Here is a 19,730-nt window from a genome sequence, read left to right on the forward strand (position 1 = left end):
GGTTCCTCCCCGGGATCTGTCAGTACCTTCTGAATCTTTCAAAGCAAAAGAGCACCTCCTTTCGCGTGCTTCCGTCCGGATTCACAGTCTCCACAGCCTTCCGACTGCTGCAGGCCGCAAAAACAGGAATTCCTCTCTCCTTCAGCCTGCTGACAATGGCGTAGGAGAGGGTGAATTCCCCCTGACACATGACTGCCGCCACATTGTACTGACAGATTTTCCTGCATATATTCTCAGCCTCTTCGCCTATCCTCTCCTCCGGCCATGCCGGATCCACCTCCGGGAACGGAACATCTACAATTTCCCCGTATTTTTCCGCCTCTTCCCTTTGCCTTTCTCCCCATCTCTTTGAAGGATGGTTCGAGCAGTTGATAAAAACCACTGCCCCGTCCCGGCAATACTCTCCTGTCTTTTTCCGCTGCTGGATTCCGCTCATTTTCCCTCCCTCTGGTTTTTCTGTATTTCACCATAAGCTGTATTGTAAATATTATACAATCCACAACCTGTTCTTTCCAGTATAATTGTCACTTTTTTATAATCTGACTGCCATTTTTGTTCAAAAAGATCCACGGCGCTCCCAGACGGAGCCCCGTGGATCTTCACAGGCCTTATGATATTCATTGTAAAACTGTATCTTACAGTATTTTTCAGTACTACAGCTGCAGTACCCCGAAGATCACTGCCGTCAGCACGACGATGGCGTTGGTCACCGTCTGGATGGGCACAGCCTTTTTACAGTAGTGCTGCACATCCGTCTCTGTCAGGGCGCAGCCTGTGTAAGTGGATGAGTTGGTGGGCGTGGAGCTGGTAGCCAGTGACAGGTTGCAGACAAAAGGCGCGATGACTGCCACAGCCGGAATGCCAAATCCTGCCCCGATGGAAATGAAGATCGGGTACAGTGCGTTGAAGATCTGGAAGGGGATCACGTAGATGATCACAACACACAGAAGCAGCAGGATGATATGGATGTAGCGGAGCAGGAACTCGGGACAGAACTGCATGAGAGCGTCCGAGATGGCTCCCACCATTCCGGTGTTGTTGAACACCGCCTGGTACACGTTGATGGCGATCAGCATAACAAGGATGTTCAGGTACATGGGGCCCACCTTGGCAAAGATCTCGCCGAAATTCTTCGGGTAGTTGATCATGGCTGTCACAACCGTCGCCACGATGAACACGAAGTAGGGGTCAACGCCAAACACGCCCAGTGCCGCCAGTGCAATCACAAAGATAAAAAGATTGACCCAGAAAAGTTTTGGCCGAAGATTGGGATTCTCCTCTTTCTTTTCCATTGCCGTCTCCACCTCTGCCACAGCCTGGAAAGTGCCCACACGCTTTTTGTGCTTCCATCCAAAGTACACCCACTGCAGGATGATGGCCGGGATGAAGCAAAGGCCCCATGGCATGGAAGCCGCAGCCAGCTCATTGGCGTCCAGGCCGGCAGAAGAAGCCGTGTAGGCCATACCAATTCCCCAGGGAATAAAGCACAGGGCGGACATGGCTGTCTGGGCGATAATGAAGGCCGCCTCCCTGTCAAAGTCAAACTTCTTGTACAATGGTACAAGGATGGGGAATGTGATCAGATAGGCAGGGGTAAAGTTACCTGTCAGAATGCTGAAACCTCCGATCACGGTTGTCAAAACCATGATCACGATAACATTCATCTTATTTCCCAGTTTTGTCGTCACGGCGGTCACAATGGTGTCAAATACACCGGCTTCCGTTAGCATCTGGAAATACAAAAAGGCAAACAAAAGCATAAATCCTGCCGACTGCATCATGGAGGAAAGCTGTTCCACAACAAAGGTGCTTGTCTCCTCCACGCTGTATCCCAAAAGCAAGGCACAGACAATGGGCACAATGAGAAGCACAAAGTTAAAGGGAACTTTCTTTGTGATAACCGTGGCCACCACGATCAGGATCAGAACGATAGCCATTAATAAAACCGTATTCATATCTGCCGCTCCTCCCCTTTATCTGCTGATATGTTTCCGGATAAATCCGTCTACAATATCCATATTTTTCTCTGTCCAGAATGCAACGTCCCCGTGGGAGGCATTTTCTACAAGATAGAATTCCACATCCTTTCCCTCCTCAAGAAATTTCTTGTACAGGCGGATACTCTGGTTGCAGGAAACCGTGTCGTCGGCCGTACCGTGCATCATGAGAACCGGCGGGATCTCTTTCTCCGCTTTCACATAGTTTGAAAGGATAACCGGGCCGGAAAGCTCCGGATGCTCATACACATTGTTGCCGCCGATCAGCATACCTTCCGGGCTGTCCGCCTCCCCCTGGTTTGGCGTGGTGGGGAAATCTCCCTTCTGGCAGATGTCCGTCACACCGTACAGGTCCACAATGGCTTTTACGGCGCAGGACACATCCTGGTACACATCGGTATCCATGCAGTCATCTCCTGCAGTCATGCCTGCTGCCAGAGCTGTATGTCCGCCGCTGGAGTCTCCCATGATAACAATGTTGTCCGGGTCAATGTGGTATTCCTCTGCGTGCTTTCTCAGGAAACGTACGCCCGTCTTGGCATCCTCCACCGGTGCCGGATAGGAGGCAAGGGCGCTCTCCCTGTACTGGAGGATGGCTGTCACATATCCTCTCTGAGCCAGCCTTGCCATCACACCCAGGCGCTTGTAATTGTCCTGCTTCATCCAGGCAGAACCCTGGACATACAGGATAGCCGGGTAAGTATACTTTTTGTCCGGCTTCATCTCCGGCACGATCATCTGCAGCGTGCGCTGTATGCCGTCTCTTTCCACATAACACACATCATGCTTGTAAAGGCCGTACACCTCTGTGCCGTCGGCTTTCAGAACATGCACTTCTCCCATCGATGGAAGCGCTGCCTTGAACACTTCAAAATCCATGCTTTTTACCTCTTCACGCGTCATGTCTCTTCCTTCCTTTCTTCGTGATCACCTGTGGATCCTTTCAATCGTTTTTTGATATTGTTAATTTTATAACTATCTATCGCTTTCATGTCAATCTTCTACTCATTCTCAAAATCTATATTTTCATCCGCTTTTTGCATTATTATATTTGCATTTTCTATGGTTTCGGACTGATTTCTTCTCTCACACAACCGATTAAGGCGCAAAAAAACTGCAACCTGTAAGCAGCTTACAGGTTGCAGTCTGTATTTCTTTTTCGGAATTCTTTTTTCTGATCAATCCAGCGGAATAAATATTTTAAAATAGTTCCAGTCGTTTTCTTCCTTGTCGTAGGTGATCTTCAGCCTTACGCCGAAGGCCTCCGGCGGCGTGCCGGGGCGGAACATGCGATAAGCCTCTGCTATCTCCCTTGCCATGGAACCGTCCGACACATAGGGGCCTGTGATCTTCAGGCAGAGCACAAACGCCCGCCCGGCAGGGACGTGCCTGTATCCTTTTTTCTCTCTGATCCAGTCCCTGTCCTCCCCGGGGAAAATACCCATTCCCCAGGAGTAGCCGCTTCTTCCTCCGGACAGATACTCACGGTCCATCCACACAGTGGTCTTGCTGACAGGCAGGCGGTCGGCAAGGTTGAGGCCGTCGGCCTCCAGGTAGTCCCCGCCGTCATAATTCAGTTCTTTTGTCTGGGAGCGGAAATAAAAATCGTCGTATTCCTCGATATACCATTTCCCGATCCTCTTTTCCAGATCCCGGATCTCGCGGCTGAAGATTTCCAGCCTCTTTTTCTGCTCCGTCAACGCCCGGATCTCCTCTTCTATCTGAAGTCTCCGCTCTTCCAGAAGCTCCTCCAGCCTCCTGTCGTCCGCCTCTTTTACCAGTTCCTTCGTCTCTTTCAGCGGAAATCCCATATTTCTGTACTTGACGCACTCGTAGATATCCGTGCAGATACGCATGTCATAGGACCGGTAATTGGAGTGTTCATTCCGGCTGGACTCAAGGAGCCCGATCTTTTCATAGTATTTGATTGTGTGGGCCGGGATGCCGGTAAATTTTGACAGCGTCCCGATGGTTTTCTCACTCATTGTCTCTTCCTCTTACGAAATCCCCTTCATGGTAAGCTGGATCCGCTTTTTCTTCAGATCCACGCTCATCACTTTCACATCCACGACATCTCCCACACTCACCACTTCCAGGGGATGTTTGATAAACTTTTTATCCGTGATCTGGGAAATATGCACAAGCCCGTCCTGGTGTACGCCGATATCCACGAACACACCGAAGTCAATGACATTTCGCACAGTTCCCTTCAAGATCATGCCCTCTTTCAGATCTTTCATTTCCAGCACGTCGGTGCGCAGGATGGGCCTTGGCATCTCATCTCTCGGGTCTCTGGCCGGTTTCTCCAGCTCCTTCACGATGTCATGCAGGGTGATCTCCCCGATGCCCAGCTCCTGTGCCAGCCCCTTCTCATTTTTGATGGTAAGGGACAGGCCTGCCAGTCTTCCCTTGGACACATCTTCCGGGGTAAATCCCTGCTTCGCAAGAAGGCTCTGCGCCGCCTCGTATGTCTCCGGGTGGACGCTTGTGGCATCCAGAGGGTTCGTCCCTCCCGTGATCCGCATAAATCCTGCGCTCTGCTCAAAAGCTTTCGGCCCCAGCCCCCGCACCTTGAGAAGCTGCCTTCTGTCCGTGAATTTTCCGTTCTCCTCACGGTAGGCCACAATGTTTTTTGCGATGGTCCCGCTGATGCCGGATATGTAGGACAAAAGCGGAGCGGAGGCTGTATTCAGATCCACACCCACTTTATTGACGCAGTCCTCCACCACGCCGGAGAGGGTGTCGTTTAATTTCTTCTGGTTCATATCGTGCTGGTACTGACCCACGCCGATGGATTTTGGATCGATCTTCACCAGTTCCGCCAGGGGATCCTGCAGTCTTCTGGCGATGGACGCGGCGCTTCTCTGTCCCACATCAAACTTGGGGAACTCTTCCGATGCCAGCTTGCTGGCTGAATACACGGAAGCTCCCGCCTCGTTGACAATCACATACTCCACCTTCTGGGGAATTTCCTTTAACAGCTCCACGATGAACTGCTCTGACTCTCTGGAGGCTGTTCCGTTTCCAAGAGAGATCAGAGAAATGTTATACTTCGAAATGATCTTTTTCAGCAGATCCTTGGACGCCTGGATCTTGGCAGGCGTGGTGGGCGCTGTGGGGTAGATCACCGTGGTTCCGATGACCTTTCCTGTAGGATCCACTACCGCCAGCTTGCATCCTGTACGGAAAGCAGGATCCCACCCAAGGACCGTCCGCCCTGCGATAGGCGGCTGCATGAGAAGCTGCTGCAGATTTTTGCCGAACACCTTAATGGCGCCGTCCTCTGCGCTCTCTGTCAGCTCGCTGCGGATCTCCCGCTCAATAGCCGGAGCAATGAGCCTTTTATAGCTGTCCTCCACTGCCTCTTTAAGAACCGGGGAGGTGTAGGGGTTATTCCTGTGGATGGTCTTCTTCTCCAGGTACCTCAGGATATCCTCCTGGGGCGCCTCGATCTTCACTGTCAGGAATTTTTCTTTCTCCCCTCTGTTGACAGCCAGGATCCGATGCCCTGCCAGCTTCGTCACCGGCTCCTCAAAGTCATAGTACATCTCATACACGGACTCCGCCTCTTCATCCTTTGCTTTGGATACCATTTTCCCCTTCTGCCTTGTCAGCTTCCGGATATGGCTTCTGTAGTCCGCATCGTCGGAAATACTCTCCGCGATAATGTCCCTCGCTCCGGCGATGGCGTCCTCCGGCGTCTGTACATCCTTCCCAGGATCCACATACTTCTGTGCCTCCATCTCCAACGGCTCCTTAGCGCTCTGCAGCATGATAAATACAGCCAGCGGCTCCAGTCCCTTCTCCTTTGCAATGATGGCCCTTGTCCTTCGCTTCGGACGGTAAGGGCGGTAGAGATCCTCCACCTCCACCAGGGTTTGTGAGGCCAGGATCTGTTTTTTCAGTTCCTCCGTCAGTTTTCCCTGTTCCTCTATGGTAGAGAGCACCTGCTCCTTCTTCTCCTCCAGTCCCCGCAGATACTGAAGCCTCTCATGCAGCGTCCTAAGCTGCGCGTCGTTCAGCGTCCCGGTGGCTTCCTTTCTGTATCTGGCAATAAAGGGGATGGTATTTCCCTCATCGATGAGCTTGACTGCTGCATCCACCTGCCATCTTTTCACCCCAAGCTCATCTGTAATCTTCTGATTAATATCCATTCTGTCTTTTAACCTCATTTCATAAATCCGCCTCACCGCCGCATGAGCCGCAGACGCTCCCGGGGGCAGGCATGTATCAGAGTTTATTATATAGGAAATCCCCTTGATACGCAACGCGCAGCACAATACCGAGTTCACTCTGTTTTCTTGAAAGTACCCGGGAAATGTGCTATGATACAAGAAAATACACTGGAACGTAAAAGGGGATTTATTCATATGGAAGAAACACAGGAATTATCCAGACAACAGCAGAAATCAAAGGAGACAAAGGACCGGATCTTCCAGGCGGCCAAGACGATTCTGCGAAAAAAAGGATATGAGGGACTGTCCATCAAAAATATATGCGAGGAGGCCGGGGTCTCCAACGGAAGCTTCTACCACCATTTTAAGACAAAGGATGATCTTTTGTCCTACTATATCGAGGAGCAGCCCAGCGTGGATGCTGACTGTCTGGAGCTTCCGGCCAATGCGGAGGAGGCCAAAACTGCCATCATCCACGTATATCTGAACTATGTGAAATACTGCCGGGAGCTGGGGCTGGACTTCGTGTCCAACTACTACACCCCCAAGAACCAGTCACTGAACCCGGATATCCGAACCGAGCGCCCCTACCCCATCGTCACTGTGCAGAATTATCTGCAGCGCGCCCTGGACGCAGGCGTGATCCAGATGAAATACCCGCTGGAGGAAGTGACAAGCGACATCCGCACCATTGTCATCGGCGTTGTGTTTGACTGGTGTCTGAAGATCGGTAAGTCAGATTTCGAGGGAAATATGCGCCGTCTTCTCACCACTTATCTGGACGGACTTTTTTGATCTTAAAGCAAAAAGCTGCCGGGCCACAGACCTGTATCTGTGACCCGGCAGTTTTTTTGTAAAAATTTCTATCATGCGTCTTCCTCAAGAAGCGCTTTTTGCTCCTCCGGCGTCAGCCGTATGATACCGATATTCAGATAGCCGAATATGGTGAGCATAATCGGCGGTACCCAGCACATAAACGCATAGGGCAGGTATTCCGCGGCAGATACTCCGATCATACCGAACATAACGATACCGCATGTATTCCACGGAATCAGCGGGGATGTGATAGCCGCACTTTCCGCCAGGCATTTTGAGAGATTCAGAGGATGCAGTCCTCTCTGAATATAGGCTTTGCGGAACATATTTCCAGTGATTACCGCCGTCACATAATTATCCACAGCAATCATATTCAGAATAATGGAGCTGACGATCGTAGTAAAAATAAGGGAACCATCTTTTTTCACAATACCAAGGATCTTTCCGATCAGAATTCTCAGCGTGCCTGTAGCCTCCAGAACACCGCCGTAGGAAATCGCGCAGAAGATCAGGGAAGCCGTGCCAAGCATGGACGAAAGGCCGCCTCTGGTCAGAAGCGAGTCCACAGACTCCACACCTGTATTTCCCACATAGCCTGTATGGATGGAAGTGATCACGGAGCCAAGGTCCGCACCCTGCACGAAAACTCCGCACAGAGCGCCCACAAGCGCCATGAGAAAGATACCCGGAATCGCAGGGATCTTAAAGACGATCATTGCCACTACCATCAATACCGGCAGTATTAGCAGAGGACTGATCACAAAGGTTTCATCCAGTGTGGTGGTGATGGTCTCAATGGACTCCATGCTGACCCTGTCACTGGCAGAATATCTCATGCCCACGATGGCTGTAAGGATCACTGCGACGATATACATAGGGATGGTTGTCTTTAAAATATTTTTAAAGTTGTCAAACAGATTTACACGGCAGATCGCACAGTGCAGATTGGGCGTGTCAGAAAGAGGGGAGAACTTGTCTCCAAAATAGCCGGCTCCCACTGCAGCGCCTGCGGTGATCGGCGCCGGAATCCCCAGGCCCTCGCCTATTCCCATGGCTGCCACACCTAACGTTCCCACGATTGTCCAGGATGATCCGGTGGCCACTGAACAGATACTCATTACCACAAAGATGGTCACAAGAAAAATATTGGGATTGATCAGTTCCAGTCCGTAATAAATCAGAGAAGGTACGATACCTCCCTGTATCCATGAACCAATTACCATACCTACCATCATCAGGATAATGACCGCCTGAAAAATGGAGGCGATGGAATCGAGAATTTTCTTTTCCAGGTCTGCCCACGTATGTCCCATCCGTATTGCCATCAAAGATGTCAGGGCAATGACCACTACAAAAGGAATATGGGCTTCCACTCCTAAAACAAGCAGGGAAAAGGAAAGCACCACGATCAGAATTGCCAGGATAACCACGATCTCCCACATATAAGGATCTCGTATTTCTCTTTTTTTCACTTCTTTATTTTCCATAGAACCCTTCTCCTCATTTTGTTCCCGGGGCCGCCGCGTACAGGATCCTTTATCCCTGCACACAGCAGCCCCGGCCAGTTCTTATTTATTTAATCCAGCATGGAAAGCTCAAACGGAACACATGCTCTCTCATGGTTTCTTGCACACTCGTCGTCCACTACCTGTCCATGTAAGGTACAGATAGATTTTTTCAGGCACGGATCATCTTCAAAGGCTTTCTTCAGTCCCTTGTTGGCAATAGCCTGGATATACGGACCGGATACGATCAGCAGAGCCTTTGTGGAAGTCTTGGGACAGAGAGCCGGCATGTTGGCCACATTGTAGTGAAGGATGCCTTCCTCATAGTAGATCGGATCTTCCAGGGAAGTATAGTGCACAGTCTCAATAACGCCTACACCTACGATATCCACGATCACTGCGTCCTTCTTCATCTGCTGTACAACGCTTCTTGGAACCAGACAGGGCTGATTCGGCTGCGGATAGATCGTGTTCAGCAGAACATCTGCCTCTTTAATGTAGTTGAATGCAGTCTCATCTTCCCACGCAACCACTTCTGCGCCCGGGATCATATAGCGGAGCTCTGCAATCCTCTTCCAGTAGTTCTCGATGATCGTTACGCGAAGTCCAAGTCCCAGCGCGATCTCAGCAGCATTTAAGCCAGCATGTCCGCCGCCGATGATGACCACTCTCGGAGCCGGCAGTCCGGATAATTTTCTGAACAGATTTCCTTTTCCGCCACGGTCAACCAGACCATATTTCACTGCCTCCAGCATAGCCAGACTTCCTGCGATCTCACTCATAGGTTTGATGGTTGGTCTTGTGCCGTCTGGGAGTTTGATCAGCTCCATGCCAAGTCCGATCGTTCCGTGCTCCAGCATGGCATTGAGCATATCGTGATCCACATCCTCTGCCAGATGGAACCAGGCCATAACGATCTGATCCTTCTGCAGCAGGTCGAATTCTTCCGGCATTAACTCTTTTACTTTTGCTACAAATTCCGCGTTTTTATATACGTCCTCAATTGTAGGAACGATCTTTCCGCCGACGGCCACGTACTCCTCATCCGGGAATCCGCTGGCAAGTCCTGCGTTTGTCTGAATCAGCACTTCATGGCCGTCACTCACCAGATTCCGCACCCATTCCGGTGTGAGCGCCACTCTTGTTTCTCCAATTTTCATTTCTTTTGGACATCCGATAATCATAATTTTTTTCTCCTTTCATAAAGAAAAATTTTTTGTTTTATTTTGCTCATATATAGAGCAAGTTCTGTGCCAATTCGGTTTCACCCTATTTTCCGCAAAAAATGTATGATTTCCTCAAAAAAAGCGCAAAAAAATTGCAGTAAACACTGCAATTTTTTGCACTTTCTATATTTTATGCATTTTTTTCATCTGCTTCACATCAATACCGTATTCTTTCAGTTTATAGAAAAGCTGTCTCTCACCGATCCCTAACTGCTCCGCTGTCTCTTTGATCCTGTAATCATTTTCTCTCAGTGCGTTCTGTATCGCCTCTTTTTCTGCCTGAGCTCTGATCTCCTTCAGCGAGCCGCCTGTACTCTTTTTCTGAACAGGCTGTGAGAAAAACTGTTCCGGCAGGTCTTCCGCCAGTATTTCCCCGTTCTCCGACAGTACCACCAGTCTCTCTATAATATTTCTCAGCTCTCTCACATTTCCTTTGTAGGAGTAGGACAGCAGCGCATCCCATACTTCCTGTGACGGCTCCTGCATCTCTTTTTGCTGCTCCTCCCCATATTTTTCCAGGAAAAACCGGATCAGGGACGGAAGGTCTTCTTTTCGCTCCCGCAGCGGAGGAACCACCACGGTAATGGTGCAGAGACGGTAATACAGATCGCTGCGGAACCTTTCCTCTTCAATGGCGTTTTCTATATCCACATTGGTGGCGCTGACCAGCCGGAAGTCCACCGGTATGCTTCTGGTGCTTCCCACCCGCTCAATGGTCCTGGTCTCCAGAACACGGAGAAGTTTTGACTGTACATGCAGGGGGATGTCCCCGATCTCATCCAGAAACAGGGTGCCTCCCTCCACAGCCTCAAAGCGGCCCTTGTATGTCCCCACCGCGCCTGTAAACGCTCCCTTCTCGTGTCCGAACAGTTCCGATTCCATCAATGAATCAGACAGTGCATGACAGTTGACTCCGATAAACTTTTTATCCGGTCTGCTGATCTGATGTACATAGTCCGCCAGAACTTCTTTGCCGACCCCCGACTCTCCCAGGATCAGAATATTGGCCGAGCTTTTTGCAGCCCGCTCAAGGATCCGTATGACTTTCTGAAACTTCTCGTTCCGGGTCTCCAGCATGTATTTCTTCCCTTTGAAACCTTCTTTCATCTGGCCTTTATACTTTGCTTCGTGGGCTTTCTGAAGCTTTCGCAGTTCCTCCAGAAGCTTTTCCGGACCCTGGCCTTTTATAAAATAGAACCATGCACCTTTTTTCATGGCTTCCACAGCATTTTCAATGCTTCCGTACCCGGTAAGCAGAATCACCTTACAGGCTTTATATTTCTCCAGAACAGATTCCAGAAGTTCTATCCCGTCTTTCTCTCCCATCCGCAGATCCGTGATTACAATATCTGCCTCTTCTTCATCCATTCTTTTTAATGCTTCGTCTGCACTGTTGGCTGTCCTGACATAATATCCCTCGCTGGTCAGAAGGATCTTCAGAATCTTACACTGCTTTTCTTCATCGTCCACCACCAGGATATTCAGCCTGCTTTTATCTGTATTCATCTATCCCTTCTCCCTCCTCCTTTGATAATGGAAAGTAAATGCGAAAAAGGCTGCCTTCTCCTTCCCTGCTGGATACCTGGATCTCGCCGCCCATCTCGTGTATCTGCTGGTACACCAGATACAGTCCAAGTCCGGTACCGGAAACTTTCGTTGTATAAAAGGGATTAAAGATTTTTTCAATCTCCTGCTCACTCATTCCTTTTCCTGTATCCCTGATCTCCACTCTGGCAGATTCCATTTCCCGCACAGCCGTGATCTCAATGCTGCCGGCTTCCCCCTTCGCCTCTATGGCTTCCGCCCCGTTGGTCAGAAGGTTTATGATGATCATCTTGATCCCCTCGGGATTGCAGCGTACCGCCAGATCGTCTTCACAGGAACATGTGACCTGGATCTTCTTTTTGCGGAAAACCGGCTCCTGGATCCTCAGGATATTTTCCAGCACAGGTTTCAGCTCTGTATCGCTGACGTCTCCCGGCGCCATTCTTGCAAAGGACAGAAGGCTCTCTACGATTTTGTTGGCTGACTCCGCCTCCTCTTCTATCACCTGGACCGTATCCGCAACCTCTTCCGGTGTGTGCAGGATTCCCTTTTTCAAGGCATAGCAGTAATTGCAGATGATTTCCAGAGGATTTTTCAGCTCATGAGAAATGCCGGAGGCAAGCTGTCCAATAGCGATCATCTTCTCATTCTGGCGGTTCTTTCTCTCATGGATCCGGGACAGGGTGATATCCTCTGCCACAAGGATCCGGTTCTCACTCTCCTGCTTCCCCAGAATGCTGCTGCCGATGATCCGGTACCAGCGCTCCCCTATCTCCACTTCCTGACATACATAGCTCTTTTCCGGGATCTCATCCAGAATATCCATGACCTGTCTCTCCTGGATCTTCATTCCCTCTTCATCGCATGTGGCGATCTGCCGGTCAGACAGCGCCTGCCTTACATGCTGGTTTGCCATGACAACCCTGCCCTCCGGCGACACTTCAAGCACGTACTGGGGAATGGAGTCCAGGATTCTCTGCACTCTCACCCGCTCCCGTTCCAGCTCCTTAGTCCTTTGCTTCACCAGAGTCCTTGTGTGCATATGAATGTAACCAAAAAGCCAGATATAAAATGCGGCAATCCCGACAACCAGGACAATTCCCCAGAAATACAGGACCTCCCTGGGCGGCACCTCATAGAGAACGGAAGTCAGAAACCATTTTTTCTGGATCTTTTCCAGAACATCTTTGTTTCTCATCTGATAAACTGCCTTGTCAAGGATCTTTCCCAGCTCCTCATCTGACTTTCTCACAGCAAAGACAACGTCAGCCTCATAGACGTTCTCCTCCACCATATAGTAGTCCTGGAACAGTTTCTCCCCCTGCATGTAATACATCAGATTCTGTTCATCCGCCACAATGCCGTCCACCTGCTTTTCCCTTAAAAGCTGTGCGCACTCTGCAATATTGTCACACTCCACCACATCCGCTCCCGGACATTTTTTCTCCAGTTCCAGGAGCGCGTAGTCTTCCTTTATTCCCGCCAGTTTCCTGCCTTTCAGCTCCTTTAATTCTGTCACTTCCGCCCCGGTGTTTTCCATGAAAACCACGCCTCTGTTCCGGTAAACAGGGGCTGTCAGATAATACTTCTCCGCCCGTTCCTCCGAGTAGGAGATCTGGATCACATCAACCTCTCCCTGCTCCAGCTTGTCAAAAACCTCCGGCCACTCCACAGCCTGGAACGTCATATCAGCCCCCAGCTCCCACTCCATCTGTTCCATCAGATCAATGGCAAACCCATTCTCTTCCTGCAAAGATTCATCGTAGATCTGCGCGGGAAAAGAATCCAGTGTCTCCCCGTATATAAGAGGCCCCTGTCCCTTTAAAAATTCCCGCTCTTCCTCCGTGATCTCGTTGTTTCCGGACAGTACATAGAACAGATTGCCCCCGTACATCATATGACAGTACTGGTCTGCCATAAGCCAGAGGAACACCAGCATTGCCACGAACCACAGGACAAAATCAAAACCAATGGTCCACTTTTTTTCCTTCATCGCCTTCCTTTTTTCCCTCTCTTCATTCGTTTTCTCTTCCCGATAAAACTATGATACAGGCAGGCAGACCGGTTGTCAATTCTCCCGCCCGCACCGCATTGCAACGGATTTTTCCACATGCTATACTGTCTTTACAGACACTTACTTTTTTAGTTATATTTTGTATTTATTCAGAGGAGAAAAAATATGGATTTCCGTGTACTTCCGGTTTTGGAACAAAAACAGAACATGTCTGCGAACCAGGTGATGTCCCTGGAGATTCTGACTTACACCAGCCAGGAGCTGGAGAATTTTCTGATGAAAGAATATCTGGAAAACCCCATGCTGGAAAGCTCCGGTAAGAAAGAAAACGAAATGTTTACAGATATTGAATCCCTCTACGAAAAGGGAAAATCCTACCGCGATTACTATCTGGAAGAATCCGCGGACCAGGAAGACCGGCGAAGCGATGTTGCCGCAAAATCCTCCGATGAGCTAAAGCGCTCTCTTCTTGATCAGCTTCACCAGAAAACCTACACTCCGCGGCAGTGGCTCTGCATGAACTTTCTCATCGACTGTCTGGAGCCCACAGGATACCTGACCATGGATCTGGATGAACTCTCCCGCACTCCTGTAAACGGCGCAGACTGCTTTACAGCAGCGGAGCTGGAAGCTGCCCTGGCTGTTCTGAAAACACTGGAGCCTGCCGGGATTTTCGCCGGAGATCTTCCGGAATGCCTTATTCTTCAGTTAGAGAGAAAAGGCGTGGAAGACCCGGTTCTCTTCTGCCTGATCCGGGATCATATGGAAGCTCTGACAAGAGGACAGTTAAGCGGCATCTCCCGGAAGCTGAAAGTCTCAACCGGACAGCTGAAGCAATACATTCACGAGATCAGCCTTCTCAGTCCCCGTCCCATCCTGGATGTGTCAGAAGACGAAGCTCACTACATCATACCCGACATAATCGTCTCCAGATCCCGGGACTCCTGGGACATCACCATAAATGATTCCTGGACAGGAGAATATTCCTACAACCAGTATTACATCCAGATGATGCAGGAGACAACTGATCTTCAGTTAAAACAGTATTTCAAGGAAAAGCTGGAACGCGCCCGCCTTATTATAAACAGCGTGGAGCAAAGAAGACAGACTCTGATCCGGATTGTCAGATTCCTTCTGGAATACCAGCAGGACTATTTTGAGTCGGGCGGCAACCTGAAACCCTTAACCCAGGAACAGGCGGCCGAAGCTCTCGGACTGCACCCCTCCACCATCAGCCGGTCCATAAAGGGAAAATATATCCAGTATCGGCAGACTGTCCTTATGAAATCCCTCTTTTCTGCCGCCGTGTCTTCCTCAGAAGACGCCGGCTCCTCTTCCTTTTCTCCGCAGGCTGTAAAGGAAAGGATCCGGCAGCTCATCGAACAGGAGCAGGCCCCTCTCAGCGACCAGAAACTGTCGGAGCTGCTGGCACAGGAAGGGATCCGGATTTCCAGAAGAGGCGTGGCAAAATACCGGATGGAACTGGGGATTGCCGATTCACGCCAGAGAAAGCTTCTTAAATAAATCAGATCCGGCCCCGGCTGCGCCGCTTACAGCGCATACCTTCCCATCTGCTTCTGGTCTGTTTCCCGAAATTCTGTATATAATCGATCAGAACCGAGGAAATGGTTACTGTTATGAGTGAAAATACAATGCGCGCAGCCGGAATGTAGGTCAGCGAAAGTCCCAGCACAAGCAGATCTGTAAAAAGGTAGCAGCGGGACAACTGCCAGTTCGTGACATGGGAGATGCAGAGCGCCAGGGCGTCATCTCCTCCACTGGAACCGCCCTGTCTCACGATCAGCCCCACTCCCACACCCACAAAAATACCGCCGCTCACAGCAGCCAGCAGCGGATAGGAAGAAAGATCCGGCAGCATCATGGGCAGGGACTCCCACAGTTTAAAAAACATCGAGACGCCTGCTGTAGACAGGATAGATATTTTTATAAATCCTGCCCCCAGGAACTTCAACGCCAGCAGGTAGCAGGAAATATCCAGTACAGGGGTAATGATGGCAGGCGAGATCCCCAGCCAGTGCTCGATCAGAAGCATCGTACCGATCACGCCGCCTTCCGTGATGCCCGCCTGCTGATGGATATTGTGTATGCCGAAGGAGCAGACAGCCGCTCCAAGCATGATCAAGGCAACCTTTCTCCACGACAGGCCTTCCGCAAGTTGATACATAAAAGTCGAGAAAGATTTTTTAAGCAAAATAAAACCTCCTTAGTGAATTGTTTTTTCTTATTTACATAGATATAATAAAGGCTATAGTAACTATAATGTCAAGAGGTAAATATGGATAATCTATTTTCTATCGGTGAACTGGCCGACTATCAGAACATCTCCAAACAGACCCTGATCTACTATGACAAGATCGGTCTGTTCCGCCCTGCCTGGGTTGATCCGGACAATGGATACCGCTATTACAGCGCCAAACAGATCGACTATCTGGACACCATTCTGATCATGAAAAAGGCTGGATTTTCACTCAATGAAATCCGGGAGCACATGCAGAACTACAATATTGACAGCAGTCTCTCCATTCTGGGAAAACAGATCTCTGTCATCAACCGCCAGATCCAGCAGCTCCAGCTCATCCAGAGCCGTCTGAGCCACCGCTGCAGGCAGATAGAAAAAGCCCGGATCTATATGGATACGGAGAGCGCTATTATGCTGGAGGAAGCTGAAGAGCGGTATATCCTCACCAGAAAAGTGGAGGAGCCATACAGTCTGCGTGAGATCAGCATAGCCGCCAAGCAGTGCTTTTCTTACGCCTTTGAAAAAAATCTCCCTGTGTTTTTCCAGTGCGGTGTCATCGTGCCGCTGGAGCGCATCCGGGCGGGACGTTTTGTGGAGGCTTCCGATGCTTTCCTGTCTGTGGAAAAGACAGAGCAGATGAATGAGCAGATCCGCCTGCTCCCCGCCGGGCAGTGCGTGTGCACCTACCACATAGGCAACTACCTGTCTATCGGCCAGTCCTACACAAAGCTTCTGGATTACTGTGAAGCCAACTCTCTCCAGATCATATCTGACTCCTACGAGTTCTGCATCAACGATCATATCACAACGGACGACGAGGACGAGTATATCACCAAGATCATGTTCTACATCCGCCGGTAACCGCATCTGCTGTTGCCGGCAAAAAATATCTCCGCAGACCGTACAGCCTGCGGAGTTTTTCTATCGCTTTTCTATCCTTCCGCATACTTCCTGATATTGGAAGCGTTGGTCAGCTTCTCCACCCCGTCTTTCTTGATCACCACCAGGGTCGGCGCTGACATGATCTTGTATTTCTGCGCCAGATCTTTATGTTTTTCCGCATCCACCACTTTGTACTCCATGTGGGCGTCCTCCAGCGCCTTCTTTGCGATGGCGCAGTTTGGACAGGTGCTGGTTGTGAAAAGCAGTTTCACCGGAGCTTCGACAACATCCACCGCTGCCGTTTTTTCCCCAATCCCGGTCTCCGCCGCCTCTGTCTGAAAGTGAGCATGGAAATGGGAGTGGCTCAGGTCGTAGACTTTTCTGTCCTTGAACTCCTGTGTCTTTCCGTCGTTCCAGTTCTGCACCGGGCGGTAGTAGCCTGTGATACGGCTGTACACTTCCGTCTTACCTCCGCACTCCGGACAGGTGTAGTGCTCCCCTGCAATGTAACCGTGGTCCTTGCAGATGGAATATGTCGGCGAGAGCGTGTAGTAGGGCAGCTTGTAGTTCTCCGCGATCTTGCGCACCAGGGCTGCCGCTGATTTCCAGGAAGGCAGCTTCTCCCCCAGGAACGCGTGAAATACGGTTCCCGACGTGTACAGTGTCTGCAGATCGTCCTGGATATCCAGAGCGTCAAAAATATCCTCTGTGTACCCCACCGGCAGATGGGAACTGTTTGTATAGTAGGGCGTTCCGTTTCCTTCCGCCGCTGTGATGATATCCGGGAACTGCTCCACATCGTGTTTTGCAAACCGGTAGGCAGTGGACTCCGCCGGGGTAGCCTCCAGATTGTACAGGTCGCCGTACTGCTCCTGGTAGCCGGAGAGCCGCTCCCGCATATGGTTCAGCACCCTCTTGGAAAATTCCTGGGTCTCCGGGTGGGTCATGTCTTTTTGTATCCATTTTGCGTTCAGTCCGGCCTCGTTCATTCCCACAAGTCCGATAGTGGAGAAGTGGTTCTCAAAGCTGCCCAGATATCTCTTTGTGTAGGGGTACAGCCCGCCCTCCAGAAGTTTTGTGATAACAGTCCGCTTCACATGAAGGGATCTGGCGGAGATGTCCATAAGCCGGTCCAGCCGCTCCATGAACTCTTCCTCATTCTCCGACTGGTAGGCAAGCCGGGGCATGTTGATGGTAACTACGCCCACAGAACCGGTACTCTCCCCGCTTCCAAAGAAGCCGCCGGACTTTTTCCGCAGTTCCCTAAGGTCCAGCCGGAGTCGGCAGCACATGCTGCGCACATCGCTGGGCTCCATGTCGCTGTTGATATAGTTGGAGAAATAGGGGGTTCCGTATTTGGACGTCATCTCAAAGAGAAGACGGTTGTTCTCTGTGTCTGACCAGTCAAAATCACTGGTGATGGAGTAGGTGGGGATGGGGTACTGGAAACCTCTTCCGTGAGCATCCCCCTCGATCATGATCTCGATAAACGCTTTGTTGATCATGTCCATCTCTTTTTTGCAGTCCCCGTAGGTGAAATCCATCTCCTTTCCCCCTACGATAGCCGGAAGGTTGGCCAGGTCATCGGGCACCGTCCAGTCCAGAGTGATGTTGGAGAAAGGCGCCTGGGTTCCCCAGCGGGAAGGTGTATTCACGCCGTAGATGAAGGACTCGATGCACTTCTTCACGCCCTCGTAGTCCAGGTGGTCTGCCCGCACAAAGGGCGCCAGGTATGTATCAAAGGAGGAGAAAGCCTGGGCTCCTGCCCACTCGTTCTGCATGATGCCAAGGAAGTTCACCATCTGGTTGCACAGCACGCTCAGATGCTTTGCCGGGGAGGAAGAGATCTTGCCCGGAATGCCTCCTAAGCCCTCCTGGATCAGCTGCTTTAATGACCAGCCCGCGCAGTAGCCTGTCAGCATGGAGAGGTCATGGATGTGGATGTCCGCGTTCCGGTGGGCCTGGCCGATCTCCTGGTCATAGATCTCCGAGAGCCAGTAGTTGGCTGTGATGGCTCCCGAGTTGCTTAAGATGAGACCTCCTACCGAGTAGGTGACAGTGGAGTTCTCTTTCACCCGCCAGTCATTGATATTGACATAGTTATCCACAATCTCTTTATAGTTCAGCATGGTGGAACCCAGATTGCGGATCTTCTCCCGGTTCTTCCGGTAGAGAATGTAGGCTTTGGCCACGTCCGCGTAGCCTGCCTGGACCAGCACCCGCTCCACACTGTCCTGGATCTGCTCCACCTGGATCAGATCATCTTTGATCTTCGGCTCAAAATCCGCCGTCACTTTCAGAGCCATCATGTCAATGATGGATGGGTGATACTGTTTCTGCTGTGCTTCAAAGGCTTTTGTGATGGCCGCGCTGATCTTGTCTATATGAAAATCCGCGATCTGCCCGTCCCTTTTTACTACCTGGTACATACGACAACCTCCCCTTTTTATCTTTCTTAATCTCACTGTATTTATTTTCGTCCCAGTTCCTATATCATATCACCCTGCCCTTGATGCAGTCAATAAAAATAACAATATATTGTGTGTTTATTTTTCCATCTCACACAACATATTGTTATTATGTATTCTTTACGTAATGATCACAATCCCCGGATCTGCGCGGTTTTCACGTACTTTTTCACGATCTCCAGAGCCTGTAAAAGGATCTTTTCATCGTAGGCGTGAAGGCCGGGGGCGATCACATGCCCCGAGTCCATGAACTGCTGGAGGAAATACTGATCCGCTCCCTCTATCCACCTGCCCATTTCCTCAAAATCTGCCTTCTGGTGAAACTCCCTCACCACAGTGGTGCGGAATTCATAGGGGATCTCCCCGCCCATGAGAAACCGGATACTCCGGTCAATGTTCCCCACATCATACGCCTCCGCTCCGATGGTACGTCCGTAATGCTCTGGTGAATTTTTCAGATCCATGGCCACATAGTCCAGAAGTCCCTTTTCCGCCAGACTCTCCAGCTTATCCGGCATACTTCCGTTAGTGTCCAGCTTCACACTGTACCCCAGCGAGCGCACCCCTCTTATAAAATCCTCCAGATCCGGCTGCAGCAGAGGTTCCCCGCCGCTGATGCACACCCCGTCCAGCAGCCCCTGCCTTTTTCTCAGAAACCGGAAGATTTCTTCCCCGGTTACAGTCACCTCAGGTTTTCCAGTCACCAGATCCGCGTTGTGGCAGAACGGACAACGGAAGTTGCAGCCGCCTGTAAAAATTGTACATGCCACCTTTCCCGGGTAGTCCAGAAGAGTCAGTTTCTGAATGCCGCAAATGACCATGATCTGTCGCCTCCTCATCTT

At 50.5% G+C, this 19,730-nt stretch carries 16 protein-coding genes; 3 read left to right on the plus strand and 13 right to left on the minus strand.

The genetic code is table 11. The features are described 5' to 3' along the window. Nucleotides 1-19 precede the first annotated feature (19 nt). From Q5911_RS09710 to Q5911_RS09735, 6 genes are all read right to left on the minus strand, one after another. Entirely contained in the window at nucleotides 20-436 is a 417-nt protein-coding gene (locus Q5911_RS09710; RefSeq protein ID WP_303182550.1) for a hypothetical protein, read from the minus strand. Then, a complete protein-coding gene (locus Q5911_RS09715; protein ID WP_303182551.1) occupies nucleotides 433-621 on the minus strand; it encodes a hypothetical protein in 189 nt (62 codons plus the stop codon). Before Q5911_RS09715 ends, Q5911_RS09710 begins: the two co-directional genes overlap by 4 nt. Nucleotides 622-653: 32 nt before the next feature. Then, nucleotides 654-1,955: an SLC13 family permease gene (locus tag Q5911_RS09720; RefSeq protein WP_303182552.1), complete on the minus strand. Its 1,302-nt coding sequence runs from the start codon at nucleotides 1,953-1,955 to the stop codon at nucleotides 654-656. Nucleotides 1,956-1,973: 18 nt separating this feature from the next. Continuing rightward, nucleotides 1,974-2,900 carry an alpha/beta hydrolase gene (locus tag Q5911_RS09725; protein ID WP_076780632.1) on the minus strand — a complete coding sequence of 309 codons (927 nt, stop codon included), beginning with the start codon at nucleotides 2,898-2,900 and terminating at the stop codon, nucleotides 1,974-1,976. A gap of 275 nt (nucleotides 2,901-3,175) precedes the next feature. Beyond that, nucleotides 3,176-3,982 carry a helix-turn-helix domain-containing protein gene (locus tag Q5911_RS09730; protein WP_303182553.1) on the minus strand — a complete coding sequence of 269 codons (807 nt, stop codon included), beginning with the start codon at nucleotides 3,980-3,982 and terminating at the stop codon, nucleotides 3,176-3,178. A gap of 12 nt (nucleotides 3,983-3,994) precedes the next feature. After that, nucleotides 3,995-6,151, minus strand: coding sequence for a Tex family protein (locus tag Q5911_RS09735; RefSeq protein ID WP_303182578.1), 2,157 nt, complete (start codon nucleotides 6,149-6,151; stop codon nucleotides 3,995-3,997). 216 nt (nucleotides 6,152-6,367) lie between these two features. Between Q5911_RS09735 and Q5911_RS09740 the strand changes: the two genes are divergently transcribed. Beyond that, nucleotides 6,368-6,967: a TetR/AcrR family transcriptional regulator gene (locus Q5911_RS09740; RefSeq protein ID WP_303182554.1), complete on the plus strand. Its 600-nt coding sequence runs from the start codon at nucleotides 6,368-6,370 to the stop codon at nucleotides 6,965-6,967. 71 nt (nucleotides 6,968-7,038) lie between these two features. Here Q5911_RS09740 and nhaC read toward each other — a convergent pair whose 3' ends face one another. From nhaC to Q5911_RS09760, 4 genes are all read right to left on the minus strand, one after another. Further along, nucleotides 7,039-8,475, minus strand: a complete 1,437-nt coding sequence (gene nhaC, locus Q5911_RS09745) for a Na+/H+ antiporter NhaC (RefSeq protein ID WP_303182555.1) — start codon at nucleotides 8,473-8,475, stop codon at nucleotides 7,039-7,041. A gap of 89 nt (nucleotides 8,476-8,564) precedes the next feature. After that, entirely contained in the window at nucleotides 8,565-9,677 is a 1,113-nt protein-coding gene (locus tag Q5911_RS09750) for an FAD-dependent oxidoreductase (protein ID WP_303182556.1), read from the minus strand. Between the two features lie 165 nt (nucleotides 9,678-9,842). Then, nucleotides 9,843-11,225 (minus strand): sigma-54-dependent transcriptional regulator, encoded by a 1,383-nt coding sequence (locus tag Q5911_RS09755; RefSeq protein WP_303182557.1) that lies wholly within the window; start codon nucleotides 11,223-11,225, stop codon nucleotides 9,843-9,845. Beyond that, nucleotides 11,212-13,257, minus strand: coding sequence for an ATP-binding protein (locus tag Q5911_RS09760; protein ID WP_303182558.1), 2,046 nt, complete (start codon nucleotides 13,255-13,257; stop codon nucleotides 11,212-11,214). The genes Q5911_RS09755 and Q5911_RS09760 overlap by 14 nt, the downstream gene beginning before the upstream one ends. Before the next feature lie 186 nt (nucleotides 13,258-13,443). Between Q5911_RS09760 and rpoN the strand changes: the two genes are divergently transcribed. Further along, nucleotides 13,444-14,802 (plus strand): RNA polymerase factor sigma-54, encoded by a 1,359-nt coding sequence (rpoN, locus tag Q5911_RS09765; RefSeq protein ID WP_303182559.1) that lies wholly within the window; start codon nucleotides 13,444-13,446, stop codon nucleotides 14,800-14,802. 1 nt (nucleotide 14,803) lies between these two features. Here the strand turns inward: rpoN and Q5911_RS09770 are convergent, their stop codons facing one another. Then, nucleotides 14,804-15,463: a YitT family protein gene (locus Q5911_RS09770; RefSeq protein WP_442913483.1), complete on the minus strand. Its 660-nt coding sequence runs from the start codon at nucleotides 15,461-15,463 to the stop codon at nucleotides 14,804-14,806. Between the two features lie 111 nt (nucleotides 15,464-15,574). On the opposite strand from Q5911_RS09770, the gene Q5911_RS09775 reads away from it, so the two are divergent. Then, entirely contained in the window at nucleotides 15,575-16,399 is an 825-nt protein-coding gene (locus tag Q5911_RS09775) for a MerR family transcriptional regulator (protein ID WP_303182561.1), read from the plus strand. A 71-nt stretch (nucleotides 16,400-16,470) separates the two neighbouring features. Here the strand turns inward: Q5911_RS09775 and Q5911_RS09780 are convergent, their stop codons facing one another. Both Q5911_RS09780 and Q5911_RS09785 read right to left on the minus strand, forming a co-directional pair. Then, nucleotides 16,471-18,849, minus strand: a complete 2,379-nt coding sequence (locus Q5911_RS09780) for a ribonucleoside triphosphate reductase (protein ID WP_303182562.1) — start codon at nucleotides 18,847-18,849, stop codon at nucleotides 16,471-16,473. Between the two features lie 170 nt (nucleotides 18,850-19,019). Beyond that, the gene (locus tag Q5911_RS09785) at nucleotides 19,020-19,709 is read right to left on the minus strand and encodes an anaerobic ribonucleoside-triphosphate reductase activating protein (RefSeq protein WP_303182563.1); all 690 of its coding nucleotides are present in this window, start codon (nucleotides 19,707-19,709) and stop codon (nucleotides 19,020-19,022) included. Nucleotides 19,710-19,730: the final 21 nt, after the last annotated feature.

It is taken from the genome of Lachnoclostridium phocaeense, from assembly GCF_959599685.1.
Classification (GTDB): Bacteria; Bacillota; Clostridia; order Lachnospirales; family Lachnospiraceae; genus Claveliimonas; species Claveliimonas monacensis.